At 64.6% G+C, this 12,611-nt stretch carries 14 protein-coding genes; 3 read left to right on the top strand and 11 right to left on the bottom strand.

All coding sequences use genetic code 11. The features are described 5' to 3' along the window. Window positions 1–57: 57 nt before the first annotated feature. From FOS14_RS06620 to FOS14_RS06595, 6 genes are read right to left on the bottom strand one after another with little or no spacing between them, the layout of a single operon-like run. The gene (locus tag FOS14_RS06620) at window positions 58–570 is read right to left on the bottom strand and encodes a DoxX family protein (RefSeq protein WP_143769489.1); all 513 of its coding nucleotides are present in this window, start codon (window positions 568–570) and stop codon (window positions 58–60) included. A 2-nt stretch (window positions 571–572) separates the two neighbouring features. Then, complete coding sequence (locus FOS14_RS06615; protein WP_143769488.1) at window positions 573–2,339, bottom strand: FAD-dependent monooxygenase; 1,767 nt, start codon at window positions 2,337–2,339, stop codon at window positions 573–575. Window positions 2,340–2,370: 31 nt separating this feature from the next. Continuing rightward, window positions 2,371–3,087 carry an SDR family oxidoreductase gene (locus tag FOS14_RS06610; RefSeq protein WP_185981648.1) on the bottom strand — a complete coding sequence of 239 codons (717 nt, stop codon included), beginning with the start codon at window positions 3,085–3,087 and terminating at the stop codon, window positions 2,371–2,373. Between the two features lies 1 nt (window position 3,088). After that, window positions 3,089–3,529, bottom strand: coding sequence for a nuclear transport factor 2 family protein (locus FOS14_RS06605; RefSeq protein ID WP_143769486.1), 441 nt, complete (start codon window positions 3,527–3,529; stop codon window positions 3,089–3,091). A 20-nt stretch (window positions 3,530–3,549) separates the two neighbouring features. Beyond that, window positions 3,550–4,470, bottom strand: a complete 921-nt coding sequence (locus FOS14_RS06600) for a VOC family protein (RefSeq protein ID WP_143769485.1) — start codon at window positions 4,468–4,470, stop codon at window positions 3,550–3,552. 4 nt (window positions 4,471–4,474) lie between these two features. Beyond that, a complete protein-coding gene (locus tag FOS14_RS06595) occupies window positions 4,475–5,317 on the bottom strand; it encodes a fumarylacetoacetate hydrolase family protein (RefSeq protein ID WP_143769484.1) in 843 nt (280 codons plus the stop codon). A 176-nt stretch (window positions 5,318–5,493) separates the two neighbouring features. Here FOS14_RS06595 and FOS14_RS06590 point away from each other — a divergent pair, with 176 nt between their 5' ends. Then, complete coding sequence (locus FOS14_RS06590) at window positions 5,494–6,177, top strand: GntR family transcriptional regulator (RefSeq protein ID WP_143769483.1); 684 nt, start codon at window positions 5,494–5,496, stop codon at window positions 6,175–6,177. Here FOS14_RS06590 and bfr read toward each other — a convergent pair. The 3 genes from bfr to FOS14_RS06575 all read right to left on the bottom strand — a co-directional run bounded on the left by bfr (window position 6,174) and on the right by FOS14_RS06575 (window position 7,912). Then, on the bottom strand, window positions 6,174–6,653 hold the full coding sequence (bfr, locus tag FOS14_RS06585; RefSeq protein WP_143769482.1) for a bacterioferritin: 480 nt from the start codon (window positions 6,651–6,653) through the stop codon (window positions 6,174–6,176). The two genes, FOS14_RS06590 and bfr, sit on opposite strands and share 4 nt — an antisense overlap. Window positions 6,654–6,697: 44 nt before the next feature. Then, window positions 6,698–6,895: a bacterioferritin-associated ferredoxin gene (locus tag FOS14_RS06580; protein WP_143769481.1), complete on the bottom strand. Its 198-nt coding sequence runs from the start codon at window positions 6,893–6,895 to the stop codon at window positions 6,698–6,700. 135 nt (window positions 6,896–7,030) lie between these two features. Then, window positions 7,031–7,912 carry an MBL fold metallo-hydrolase gene (locus tag FOS14_RS06575; RefSeq protein ID WP_143769480.1) on the bottom strand — a complete coding sequence of 294 codons (882 nt, stop codon included), beginning with the start codon at window positions 7,910–7,912 and terminating at the stop codon, window positions 7,031–7,033. 102 nt (window positions 7,913–8,014) lie between these two features. On the opposite strand from FOS14_RS06575, the gene FOS14_RS06570 reads away from it, so the two are divergent. Further along, on the top strand, window positions 8,015–9,019 hold the full coding sequence (locus FOS14_RS06570) for an alpha/beta hydrolase family protein (RefSeq protein WP_143769479.1): 1,005 nt from the start codon (window positions 8,015–8,017) through the stop codon (window positions 9,017–9,019). Between the two features lie 12 nt (window positions 9,020–9,031). Here the strand turns inward: FOS14_RS06570 and FOS14_RS06565 are convergent, their stop codons facing one another. Then, the gene (locus FOS14_RS06565) at window positions 9,032–10,960 is read right to left on the bottom strand and encodes an APC family permease (RefSeq protein ID WP_185981647.1); all 1,929 of its coding nucleotides are present in this window, start codon (window positions 10,958–10,960) and stop codon (window positions 9,032–9,034) included. Between the two features lie 156 nt (window positions 10,961–11,116). Next, a complete protein-coding gene (locus FOS14_RS06560; RefSeq protein WP_255450113.1) occupies window positions 11,117–11,725 on the bottom strand; it encodes a hypothetical protein in 609 nt (202 codons plus the stop codon). A gap of 249 nt (window positions 11,726–11,974) precedes the next feature. Between FOS14_RS06560 and bluB the strand changes: the two genes are divergently transcribed. After that, a complete protein-coding gene (gene bluB, locus FOS14_RS06555; RefSeq protein WP_143769478.1) occupies window positions 11,975–12,601 on the top strand; it encodes a 5,6-dimethylbenzimidazole synthase in 627 nt (208 codons plus the stop codon). The last annotated feature ends 10 nt before the right edge of the window (window positions 12,602–12,611 follow it).

Genomic DNA, 12,611 nt, shown 5'->3' with positions numbered 1-12,611 from the left:
GAAATCGTCAATCCGCCCATGATTTTTCCGACGATAACTATGCGCTCGATGAGGGGACTACGCCGCCGCCAACTCACGCGCACGATTCTTGTTGCGCCTTGCGTAACCAATCACCACAGCGGCCGCGGCCAGCCCAACGGCAAGAGCCACCACTCCGGCCACGACACTCCCGCCGGACCAACCGAGTGCCTTGTCCACCGACCAACTACCGGCGCCGGTGAAACCCAGGACGCCGGCGATCCCTCCGTAGACCAGCGGAAGTTCGTATCCACCGCCCACGGCCCACAGCCCTTTCGAGACGTTGACCGATGCGGCCACGGTCATGGTCCCCACGGCGACCGCGGCACCCAGCGGTGTGGCCAGCCCGAGCAGCAGCAGCACGGCAGCGACCAGTTCGCTGAGTCCAGCGCAGCGGACCATAGTCTTGCCGGGCACCAGGCCCCAGGATTCGAAGAGCGGAGCTGTCCCCGCCGGCCCATGGCCGCCGAAGGCACCGGTCAACTTCTGCATCGAATGGCCGAACAGCAAGGCGCCCAGCAACACCCGCAGAATAAACAGCCCGAGGTCCATGGTCAGTTCTCCTCTGTCTGTGCGGCGACCGCGAGTCCCAGGATCTGGGCCATGGCAGCGCGAAGATCGTTTGTCGGGTCGGTGGTGAGGTCGGCGGAGCGCCAAGCGACGTGTCGGTCGGGCCGGACGAGCAGGCAGCCGCGATCGCCGATCTCACTGCGCCGCTTCCAGTCGCCGTGCGGGTCGTCGTACTCCTGGGCCGGGCCGATCTGCGCGCCTGCGATCGGTACCCCGAACTCCTCGGCGACCTTCTCGGCCGCCCGCAGCCACGGGTCGCCACCAATGCCGGTGATGAGCGCGAAGCCGCCGTCTCGAACCAGGTCTAGCGTCGAGACGCGGTTCGCGCCTTGCTGCAGCCAGGCGTGCGGCACGACGGCGCCGGGAGTCGTGGTCGGGTGGTAGAAGAGTTCCGGGTCGCGTCCATACGCCGGCATCGGATCGGCGCCGACAATCGCCGCCGACCGGTAGCGCTGGCCGAGTTCCACCCCGTGCGCATTGAATTGGTAGTCGTTCGCGTCCAACACTTCCCGTACCCGACGCCGTTTCGCTTCACCGGCATCGGTGTCGCTGAAGAACTCGGCTATCGCGTCGTGGCCGGCCTGTTCGTCCTGCCCCGCGTGGATCCCGAAGGCGGCCGGCAGTTGCCCGAGCAGCCCGACGCTTGCCATGGCCCGGTCGACGACCTGCTTGCCGACGGGCCGGCGTTCGTCATGGTAGGTGTCCAGTAGCGCGTCGGAAGCCTTGCCTGCAACGACAAGCGCCAGCTTCCAGGCGAGGTTGGCGGCATCCTGTACCGACGTGTTGGAGCCGAGTCCGTTGGCGGGCGGATGGCGGTGCGCCGCGTCCCCGGCCAGGAACACCCGGCCTTTGCGGTAGTTGGTCGCGACGACGTGGTTGATCTGCCACTGGCTGATGTCCTTGATCCGGATGTCCACGTCCGGGTCACCGATCGTCTTGCGCGCACGCTGCAGCATCGCTTCTTCGCTGAGGTCGATCTGCTCCACCGCCGGGTCGTACATGACAATCAACACCCATTCGTGCCACGGCTCGACCGTGATGAATGTGCCTGAGCCAAGCCAGAAGTCGCGTCCCGGCTGCAGCGTAAAGAAGAGAGTTCCGGGTCGGTGTGCACGGTATTTCTCCAGATCCGCCTCGAGCCACACGTTGACCGCGTAGCCGAGTCCGGTTTCGCCCTCCATGTCGAAGCCGAGTTGACTCGCCACGACGCTGCGGCCACCGTCGGCGCCGATGACGTAGCGCGCCATGATCGGGTAGGTCTCGCCGGTGTCGCGGTCGCGGACGATCGCGCGCACGCCGTCCTCGTCCTGGCTGATCTCGACGAGTTCGGTGCCGAACCGGATGTCGGACCCGTGCTCACGGGCGGCGTCGAGCAGGATCGGTTCGAGCTTGTGCTGGCCGATATTGCACATCGCGGTCGGGCTGGCGGACTCGTAGTCCGATTTGCGCAGGACATCGTTACCCCACGCCTTCGCGCGGGCGAGTTCGGTGCCGGCAAAGCTGGTGGCCCAGACGTTTTCACCCATGAGCTCGTTCGGGATGGACGCGGCTCGAACACGGTCTTCGATGCCCAGATTGCGGAACACTTCCATGGCGCGCTGGTTGGTGATGTGCGCCCGCGGGGTGTGCGCGGTGGACCGGTGCTTGGTGACGGTGATCGCGTCGACCCCGGCCCGTGCGAGCAGAGCCGATGCGGTCAGCCCGGCGGGGCCCGCGCCGACGACCAAGACGTCTGTGTGGATGGGGTTCATGGCTTTCCTTCGAAGTTGCGGTGGGCGCTGGTCAGGCGAGGTGCATGCCGGCGTCGACGACGAGGTTGGCGGCGTTGATGCCGGGGTTGTCGGTGAGGGCGAAGGTCGCCGAGACGATGTCTTGCGGTGTCGGCAACCGCTTGCCGGGCGTGCGTTGCCGCAGCCGCTCATACGTCTCGGCGCGGACCGGGTCTGCGTCGTCGACCGCGTTGGTTCCGACGACGACGCCAGGGGTGATCGCGTTGACCCGGACGGGCGCGATCTGGGTGGCAAGCGAATTCATGAGTCCGATGACGCCCGCGTTGGCCATCGAGATGGTGGTCGAACCGGGCATCGGTATCCACATCGACAATCCGCTGAACAACACCACCGATGCCCGGTCGCTGAACTTGCCGAGCGCGGCGTGCACCGCAACCGCATAGCCGACCGTCTTCATGAGCATGGTCGAAGCGCTGTCGTCGGCGCGGAAGTCGTTGATGCTGTTGAAGTCTCGATCCAAGGCGGTGAGAATCTGGTGGTCGACCACGTCGATCCCGGCGAAGAACCGCTCGATCGAACCGAAATCGGTGAGGTCACAAGAGTTGTGGCTGGCCAGGTCGCCGAGGTCCGCCGCGGCGGCGCGGGCGCGGGTAATGTCTCGCCCGGCCACGGTTACGTGCGCGCCGAGTTCGGTGCAGGCCCGGGCGATGTCGAGCCCGAGTCCGCTGGTTCCGCCGATGACGACGACGTGGTCGCCCTTCTCGGGCATCTCACTCGCCTCCGAGCCACGGGTAGCGCTCGGTGTCTGCTCCGGCGTAGTCCGGGTCGAGATACACATAGCAGCGGTGAATCTGGTGGTCGCGGATCTCGAAGACGTCGGTCCAGCGTCCGGCGTGGGTGACGCCCGCTTGCCAGGCGGTTCCGTCTGCGGCGACACCGGTCGATCCGCCTTCGACGACCACCATGTCCTCATCGATGATGAAGTTCAGGTACTCGGGCGAGTGGTTGATGGTTTTGAAGAGCTTCGCGACGTCGCCGAAAAGCTGCGCGATCTGGTCTTTGCCGTGGGCCACACCCCACTTCGGGTAGTAGACGGCGGCATCGTCGGCGAACAGATCGAGCACGTCGCCGCCGCGGTCGAAGCGCTTGAAGTATTCCAGCGCCAAAGACTTTCGCTGTTCGCGGGTCATGGATTGGGTTGCTACGGTCATGTCGATGTTCCTTGTCTGTGTCAGCGGATGCTGTGGGCGCCGGTCATCATGGCGGCGAGGTCTTCGGGATGCAGAAAGCTCGGCGGGGGCGGCGGGCCCCAGTTGAACAGGCCCCGAGCGCCTTCGAGGTCTTCCGGGGTCCACAGCGAGTCCTCCGGAATGCAGTCCATGTCGGAGTAGTACTCGGAGAAGTTGCCGGCGGGGTCCTTGAGGTACCAGAAGAAGTTCGACCCCGCGTGATGCCGGCCGAGCCCCCAGACATGGCGCTCCGGGTTGCCGTCGAGCATGGCGAACGCGCCGCGACCGACGTCATCGATGTCATCGACCTGCCACGACGTGTGATGCAGGTAGTTGACTGGTGACTGCATGACCAGCACGTTGTGGTGGTCGGTGGAGCACCTCATGAATGTGCCGTGGCCCTTGATGTGGTCGCTGATTTTGAAGCCGAGGCCGTCGACGAAGAACCGGCGCGTCGCGTCGTAGTCGGTGGATCCGATGACGGCGTGGCCGAGTTTGCGCGGCCGAACCGGGCCGGTGCGCAGCACGCCTGGTGCTCGTCCGGTTCGCTCGATGCGGCCGGGCCCGTTATAGGGTGTCCGCTCGATGTTGGGTTGGGTGAGCCGCGGCACCACGCGAACGATCGCACGGATCCCGGCCACCGGCTCCTCGGCCACGACCTCATCTTCATTGCGTTGGGCCAGAAAGCCCTTGGCGCGAAGCTCGTGTTCGACCCGGTCGATGTCATCGGTGTCGTCCGCGCCGACGACGAGTTCGATCAACCGCCGGGTCGGTGCGGCGACGATCCGCAGTTGTTCGCCGCCATCGAGGCTGCGCAGCCAACGTCCGTCCGTGGGGGCGAGTCCGAAATCCCGGTAATAGCTGGCGGTTTCGTCGACGTTCGGTACTCCGATGGTCACCGATGCCAAGCGGTGCAGCGACATGGGTTCACTGTCCTTGTACGAAGGTTTGCTCAATTTCGCCGATCCCGGCGATGTAAGAACGCAACACGTCGCCGGCGGCGAGGAACCGCTGCGGCGTTCGGCCGAGCCCGACTCCGGCTGGCGTGCCGGTGAAGATGAGGTCGCCCGCAAGCAGCGGGGTGATGTGCGAGAGTCGCGAAACCAGCTGCGGCACTGAAAAGATCATTTCGGATGTACGGCCCTTTTGGACCTGCTCGCCGTTGATGTCGCAGCCGAGTTCCAGGTCGTCCGGGTCCGCGAGCTCGTCGACGGTGACCAGCACCGGCCCGACCGGAGAGAAGCCGGGGAAGGACTTACCGAGGCTGAATTGCGGTGGGGTGGCGGCAAACTGTGTCTCCCGCTCCGAAATATCCTGTCCGACAGTCAAGCCCGCGACATAATTCCAGCCTTCCGACTCGGGCACCCGGTGCGCGGGGCGCCCGATGACCGCGACGAGCTCGACCTCCCAGTCCACTTTCGGTCCGGCCAGTTCCACTTCGCCTCGCGGCCCGGCGAGCGAGCTGCGGTACTTGGTGAACACGGGCGGGAACTCGGGCACCGCATAATGGGACTCCGCCGCGTGCTCGGCGTAGTTGAGTCCGATCGCGAAGATTTGCCGCGGTTCCGGGACCGGATTTTCGAGCGCAGACGAGTCGTACGGTGTGCCGTTCGGGGTCGGCGCGGTGGCCGCCCACTCGCTGAATTCCGTCCAGGCGTCGTACACGGCGGCGGGTGCCGGACCGAACCGGCCGTTGCTGGCATCCGCCACGTCGACGGCGCGCTGGCCATCCACGATCACCGTGCGTCCATTGAGTACTCCGATACGCACTGCTGCTCCTTGATGTCGGCGGCCCGGGCCGCGGTGGTTGAGGTGGCGAGCTTGGGAGTGAGTTCCGTCACTACGCCGTTGCTTCAGGTGTACGCCTACAGATTCGCGAATGCAAGCGATTTTCGAAAATAACTATCTGTTTCGCATCTTGAGCTGATTTCCGCTACACTTCTGGCATGGCTGCCGACCGTGGAAAGCGCACGCGCGGGGATGTCGTATATGACTCGTTGCGAGCCGACATCCTCAGCGGACGCCGCTTGCCCGGCGAGCGATTGAAATTCAGCGACCTTGCCGAACATTGCGACGCGAGCATGAGTGTCATCCGCGAGGCGCTGACGAGGCTTGCCGCGGAAGGGCTGGTGACCAACGAGCCCAATGTCGGCTACGCCGTCACCGAACTTTCGCCCGACCGGCTCGCCGAGCTCACCGACGCGCGCCTAGAGTTGGAAAGCTTGGTGTTTGCCCGGTCGATCACCGAGGGCGACCTAGCGTGGGAGTCGCGGTTGGTCGCGGCCCACCACGTTCTGGAAGGCACGCCGTTTCTCACCACTTGCGACCCGGTTCGGGTGACCGACGAGTGGGCCGAGGCGCACGCGGGATTTCATCGCGCGCTGCTTGCGGGCTGCCGGAACAGTCGGCTGTTTCAGATGGCCAACGGACTGCGAGACGAGGCCGAACTGTACCGACGCTGGTCACAGCCGCTCGGGTCGGAGAAGGGCCGGGACCTGGCTGGCGAGCACCGGCGGTTGATGGAGGCGGCGCTGGCGCGCGATGTTGACTGCGCCACCGCTGCTTTGCGCGACCACATATCGCACACCACCAAGCTGCTGCTGGCCGTCAGCGAACAGCTCGGTTTCTAGTCCGACGGCGGTTCCACGTGCTGGGCAAGGTACAGCGCCTCGCCGAGCTGCTCGATCAGGTCGAGCTGAGTTTCGAGGTAGTCGATGTGGGATTCCTCGTCGGCCAGGATCGACTCGAACAATCGGGCTGAGGTGATGTCGCCGACCTCGCGCATGTGCGCGCTCCCACGCCGCAACCGATCGACGGCGTCGACCTCGATCTTCATGTCGGCCCGAAACATCTCAGTGACGGTCTGGCCGATTTCGAGGGTGCCCAGACGCTGGTAGTTGGGGAGTCCTTCGAGGAACAGGATCCGGTCGGTAAGCAACTCGGCGTGGCGCATCTCGTCGATCGACTCGGCCCGAGTGTGCGCGGCGAGCTTGGTCCAACCGCGATTTTCTTGCATTTTCGCGTGCAGAAAGTACTGGTTGATCGCGGTGAGCTCCGCGGTCAGTTGCTCGTTGAGAAACTCGATTACCGACTGGTCGCCCTGCATACCGGCCTCCTTGGCGTCGACGCTGGAAGGCCGCTCGGCGGATGCTAGGAGGCGGCCCTAAAGAGAATCCTGCCACTCGACTTGGCGGCTTCGTCCAATATCGCGCAGATCCGTTCTTTGCAGCTGCCGCAGCCGGTGCCCGCGCCGCAGCGCTCGCCGACGTCATCAACGGTGCGGGCGCCAGCGTCCACCACTTCGGCAACCTCTTTCTCGGTTACCGCGCGGCAGATGCACACGTACACGACTCACTCCGTTTCCGACGAACTTAGGTATCCCATACCTTACTCCGCTCGGGCCGATGATGTCGATGGCGCAGCCTCCATCCATCCAATCGGGTACCCGATCGCCGGGGAGTAATCGGCCTCGCTGCGCCCAGTTCAGAAGTCGACCGCCACCCCGCGCGGCAGCTGGACTAGCCGGGTGCCGTACTTCTGCCGCAGTTCGGCCGCCGACTCGAGGAACTCCGGCCAGTCCAGGCGCGGCACCGGACGCGGCCGCTGGTCGACGGGATGCAGGAAGTTGTCGTGGTGGCACGCGATGAGCACCTTCGGCCGCAGTTGCTCGCCGAGGCGCTGCAGATAGTGCGGAGTGCCCTGGCGGGCGGCGAGGCAGGCGATGAGCACATCGGCCGGTGCCTGCCGAGCCAGCGGCCCATCGGCGATACCCGCACTGGTCTGCACATGCACCGACTGGCCGCCGAATTCCACGCGATAGGCAAACACCGCTCCGCGCGGCCACCGGAAGGGTGTGGACGGCATCCCCTGACCGCGTAATTCGATGACGTCGATCTTGCTGGCCAACGGAACGATTCCGTGCCGCGACTCGATGACCTCCACGGTGAACGGGCCGACGGAAATCCGGTCACCATCGCCGACCTGCACCAGCCGTGCATCCGAAACACCTTGCCGGCGGCACAGTTCCGCCGTCGTTGTGCTGCCGTGTACGACGGTGCCAGCGGCCGCCAGCACGGCGACGTCCATCGCGTGGTCCCAGTGGGAGTGCCCGATGAATGCGGCAGCGACGTCGGGAAACTTCTGTCGCACCAGGGCCGCGTTGGGTCGCGCCGGACGAAAGAAGGCATCGACGAAGCCGGGATTACTGACGAACGGGTCGACGCAGATCCGGGTGCCCTCCACATCGAAAAGAAAGCCCGCGCAGCCCGTCCAGGTGATCGTTCCGACGCCGGGTTTGCCGGTCAGCCAGCCGGGTGCGGGCGCCTGCGTGGGAAAGATCTCCGGCGCTGCGGACGGCGCTACCATCGCTGCGCCGGCAAGGCATGTCAGGCACACATTTGCAGCGTAGCCCGGTAACCGGCCGTTACGATCGGGCGAAGCCGGTCATTGTCGATTGGAGTGTTGTCAATGAAGTGCGCACCCGCTGCCGCGTTGCGACGAATCGCCAAGCCCCTCGCGATCGTCGCGGTGCTCGCGGCCGCGCTGACTACTCCGGTCGCGGCTTCCGCTGCCCCGGCATCCGGCATCACCGGCGTGCGGCCGCTCGGTGGGCAGCAGTTTCAGATCACCGTGTATTCCGCCGCGATGAACCGGCAAATACCGCTATGGATTTCGCGCGCTGCCGGTGGCGCGGGGCCGACCCTTTACCTGCTCAACGGCGTCGACGGCGGTGAGGGCGGCGGCGACTGGACCGGCCGGACCGACGTGGCATCGTTCTTCGCCGGCAAGAACGTGAATGTCGTTGTGCCGCTGGCCGGTCGAGCGAGTTACTACACTGACTGGGAACACGACGACCCGATCCTCGGGCGCAACCAGTGGGCGACCTTTTTCACCCGCGAATTACCGCCCTTGCTGAACTCGCTGTTTCCCACGACCGGACGCAATGCCGTTGCGGGCGTCTCGATGTCCGCGGGCTCGGCGCTCGATCTCGCTATCCATGCGCCCGGTTTCTTTCAGGCGGCCGCCTCGTTCAGCGGATGCACCCAGACGGCTTCGGCGGCCGGACAGGCCTATGTCTACTCCCAGATAGCCCTGTTCGGCGGCAACGCCGCGAACATGTGGGGCCCGCCGGGCGATCCGGCATGGGCAGACCATGACCCGACCCTGCATGCCGACCGCCTACGCGGTACGGCTGTGTATGTGGCAGCCGGAACCGGTGCACCTGGACCACACGAAGCGCTTACCGCACCGGGCATCGGCGGCAATGCCGGCGCGTTGGCCGACCGCGCAGTCGTGGGCGGCGTCATGGAATCGGTTGTGCACCAATGCACCCAGACGCTGGCAGCGAGTCTGCGCGCGGCCAACGTGCCGGCCACCATCGCATTGAATCCGGTAGGAACGCATTCCTGGCCGTACTGGCAGGACGACCTGCACAACGCCTGGCCGATGATCGCCACCGCTATCGGCGCGTGAGGCGCGAAAATCTCAGCGCGACAGTGCCGGATCGGTGGGCGCCGGATCCGCTGGTAAGGAACGCAACTGGTACGGAACGCTCGTGACCATGACGCCTGGTTGAAACAGCAGCCGCGTCTTCAGCCGAAGCGCGCTTTGGTTGTGCAGCAACTGCTCCCACCAGTGACCGACAACGTACTCGGGGATGAACACCGTAACGACGTCACGCGGTGACTGGCGTCGAATTCGGTTGACATAGTCCAGGATCGGTCGGGTGATTTCCCGGTACGGCGACTCGATCACGGTCAACGGTATGTCGAGGTCGTGGCGCTCCCATTCGTGCAGCAGCGCTCGGGTGTCGGCGTCATCGATATTCACGGTCAGTGCCGTCAGCCGAGCCGGCCGCGTGGCTTTCGCGTAACCCAGCGCACGCATGGTGGGCAGGTGGAAGTGGGAAACCAGCACGATCGCATGGTTATTGCTGGGTTGCAGCAGATGGATGTCATCGTCCACGTGCAGTTCCGCCCGCACCTTCGAATAGTGGCGCCGAATGGATTTCATCAGCACGAAGAGGAACACCATGGCAATCATTGCCAGGTATGCGCCGCCGAGGAACTTGTAGCGGATGACGACAAGCAGTACGACTCCGGTGACGACTGCCCCGACGAAATTGATCACTTGTGCGCGCCGGAAACGAAGCCGTTGCGGCCCAGTGGTTTCCGGTGCGCGAAGCAGTCGCTGCCAGTGCCTCACCATCCCGGCCTGGCTGAGTGTGAAGGACGTGAACACTCCCACGATGTAGAGCTGGATGAGTTTGTCGATATTCGCGTTGAACCCGATGATGAGCGCGATCGCGAAGCCGGCGAGCAGCACTATCCCGTTGCTGTGCACCAACCGGTCGCCACGGTTGTGCAGTTGGCGGGGCAGGTAGTTGTGCTTGGCCAGAATCGATGCGAGAACGGGAAAGCCGTTGAATGCGGTGTTGGCCGCCAGAATCAGGATGGCGGCGGTGGCGAGCTGAAAGAGCAAGAACAGCACAGAGTGTGGTCCCCAGACGCCGGCGCCGAGCTGACTGATCACCGACGGGAAACCGTCCGGATAGGCGCGCGCATGCATGCGCTCAGCGAGCACGGTGATGCCGGCGAACATGACGATCGCGAGTGCTCCCATGATCATCAGCGTCGCGGCGGCGTTGCGGGCCTTCGGCTTACGGAACGCCGGCACGCCGTTGCTGATGGCCTCGACTCCGGTCAGCGCGGTGCACCCGGAGGCGAAGGCGCGCAAGGCAAGCAGGACGGTGAAGTAGCCGCCGACCGGCTCGACGGCCGTGAGGTGCTCGGTGGCGCCGGAAGCCGGTCGTAGTCCGCCACCGAATATGCCCTGATACAAGGCTGTCCCGAGCAGCGCGAAGACCAGCACTATGAATGCATAGGTGGGGAAGGCGAATGCCTTGCCGCTTTCTTTCAAGCCGCGCAGATTGACTACCGTCAGGATCGCCACGATCGCCACGGACAACTCGGCGGCATCGGGCTGCAGGCTCGGAAACTTCGAGGTAATGGCCAGCACGCCGGCCACCACGGACACCGCGACCGTCATGACGTAGTCGACGAGTAGCGCCGCCGCGGCGGTGAGTGCCGCGGTCTCGCCCAGATTGTCCTGGCTGACCACGAACGCTCCGCCGCCGCTGGGGTAGGCGTGGCAGGTTTGGCGGTAGGAAAGCACAACGATCGCCAGCAACACGGCGACGGCCACCGCGACCGGCGAGGCGAGCGACAGATATGCCGCGCCGCCGAGCCCGGCAACCAACAGAATTTGTTCGGTTGCATAAGCAACAGAGGAAATCGGGTCGGAGCAGAACACCGGCAGCGCTATCCATTTGGGCAGCAGTTGCGAATGTTCGGCCTCATTGCGAAGTGCGCGACCGATCAAGAGCCGTTTCACCGGCTCGAGGACGATACTCATTGAGGAAGGGTACGGCCGCGGAATCCGCTACGCGAGCGCTGAAATGTATACCGATTCAACCAAATCGCCCAAATGCCACGGGCGGACGCGGTGATGTTCACCACGTCCGCCCGTGCGGTTTTCGCTAGTGCGGCACAAGGGCCGATTCGGCGTCGACTACTTCGGGTTCGAGGTCAAGTCTGGGTTGTCGTTTTCGGTGATGTCGACGCCGTCCTTCTTCGATGAACTGGTGATGCTGGAGATCGTCGAGTTGGCGTCGGTGATCCCGCTCGCGTCGCCAGTCTTGAGCTTGTCGAAGGCGCTCTGGATGGTGTCGCCGAGCTTCGCCAGCGGGGCGCCGATGGCCTTGCACAATGTCGGGTTCGCCTTGACATCCTCGCTGGCCAAACGAATTTCCCGCTTGATGAACAGCGCAGCGAGGCCGCCCTTCACGAACGCCGCGATGCGACCGTGCGCGCCCTTCTTGAAGGTGCCTTCCTGGTACGGCTTCCACATGTAGCGATGGAAAGCGCCAAACGCCAACCCAGAGTGGGCGACGAACTTGGTCTTGGCAAACGACGTGGTGTTCGACGTCGGGCAAGACTGGTCGATGGGTGCTGCGTCGCCGGAACTTTCGGACGGGTCAGCCGGGATGGACGTGCCCGACGCGGATGAAGATGCGCTGTTGTTATTGCTCTTCGAACATCCGGTGAGTACGAGCATGCCCAGCAGCAGGGCGATCAGGACCCGGAGTGCGACGGATCGGGCCGGTCGGTTGGTATGCAAAGTTGATTCCCCTCCTTAGTTCCGGGCCGGAGCCCGTACGAGCAGATTTCAAGCGAACGTACTCCAGGTCGCCGCGAGTCGCGGCGGAATGTGTGTTCCCGCAACATGTACCGATCAATCGACGTCGAGCGAACCTCGCACTAAAGATAATTCGGACGAAACGGGCGCACAGTTTGAGTGGTCTGCCGGATTTGCCTAGCGGCGATTCGGGTGTGCGCGGTATGGGAGTCTGTGCGGGTGGATTCAGAGATGTCGGTGTTTGAGGCGATCGGACGACGCCGAGACGTGCGGGCTGAGTTCAGCGGTGCGCTGATCGACGACGCCACGCTCGAGCGGTTGCTGGCCGCGGCGCATAGCGCGCCGAGCGTCGGCAACTCCCAACCTTGGGACTTCATCGTCGTGCAGGACCCAAATCGGCTCCGGGAATTTGCCATACACGTGAGCGGGCAGCGCCAGAAGTTTGCCGACACGCTGCCCGACGAGCGCGCCCGCACCTTTGATCCGATCAAGATCGACGGAATCGTCGAGTCCGGCACCGGAATTGTGGTGACCTACAACCACGGCCGCGGCGGACCGCACATTCTTGGTCGCCACACTATCGGGGAGACTGGCCTGTACTCGGTGATTTTGGCGATCAGCAATCTGTGGCTGGCCGCCACCGCGCTGGGCGTCGGTGTCGGTTGGGTCTCCTTCTACGAGGAAGACTATTTGGCTGAACTGGCTGGGCTGCCCGAGGGAATCCGGCCGGTCGCCTACCTCTGTGTTGGGCCGGTCAAGCAATTGCAAACAACACCCGACCTCGAGCGTTTCGGTTGGCGCACTGGCCGGCCGCTGTCGAGTGCGGTGCATCGTGAGCGATTTTCGAGCACCGCATGAGCGGCGGATA

The sequence above is a fragment of the Skermania sp. ID1734 genome (assembly GCF_007489285.1).
In the GTDB taxonomy this organism is placed as follows: Bacteria; Actinomycetota; Actinomycetes; order Mycobacteriales; family Mycobacteriaceae; genus ID1734.
This window is presented reverse-complemented; position numbering and strand designations above follow the sequence as displayed.

Coding starts and splice junctions, on each gene's coding strand:
- FOS14_RS06575 (WP_143769480.1), bottom strand. CDS start 7,912: ATGGTAGCGCCGTCCGCAGCGCCGGAGATCTTTCCCACGCAGGCGCCC.
- bfr (WP_143769482.1), bottom strand. CDS start 6,653: ATGCAGGGCGACCAGTCGGTAATCGAGTTTCTCAACGAGCAACTGACC.
- FOS14_RS06565 (WP_185981647.1), bottom strand. CDS start 10,960: ATGAGTATCGTCCTCGAGCCGGTGAAACGGCTCTTGATCGGTCGCGCA.
- FOS14_RS06605 (WP_143769486.1), bottom strand. CDS start 3,529: ATGACCGTAGCAACCCAATCCATGACCCGCGAACAGCGAAAGTCTTTG.
- FOS14_RS06610 (WP_185981648.1), bottom strand. CDS start 3,087: ATGCCCGAGAAGGGCGACCACGTCGTCGTCATCGGCGGAACCAGCGGA.
- FOS14_RS06620 (WP_143769489.1), bottom strand. CDS start 570: ATGGACCTCGGGCTGTTTATTCTGCGGGTGTTGCTGGGCGCCTTGCTG.
- FOS14_RS06570 (WP_143769479.1), top strand. CDS start 8,015: ATGAAGTGCGCACCCGCTGCCGCGTTGCGACGAATCGCCAAGCCCCTC.
- FOS14_RS06590 (WP_143769483.1), top strand. CDS start 5,494: ATGGCTGCCGACCGTGGAAAGCGCACGCGCGGGGATGTCGTATATGAC.
- FOS14_RS06615 (WP_143769488.1), bottom strand. CDS start 2,339: ATGAACCCCATCCACACAGACGTCTTGGTCGTCGGCGCGGGCCCCGCC.
- bluB (WP_143769478.1), top strand. CDS start 11,975: ATGTCGGTGTTTGAGGCGATCGGACGACGCCGAGACGTGCGGGCTGAG.
- FOS14_RS06600 (WP_143769485.1), bottom strand. CDS start 4,470: ATGTCGCTGCACCGCTTGGCATCGGTGACCATCGGAGTACCGAACGTC.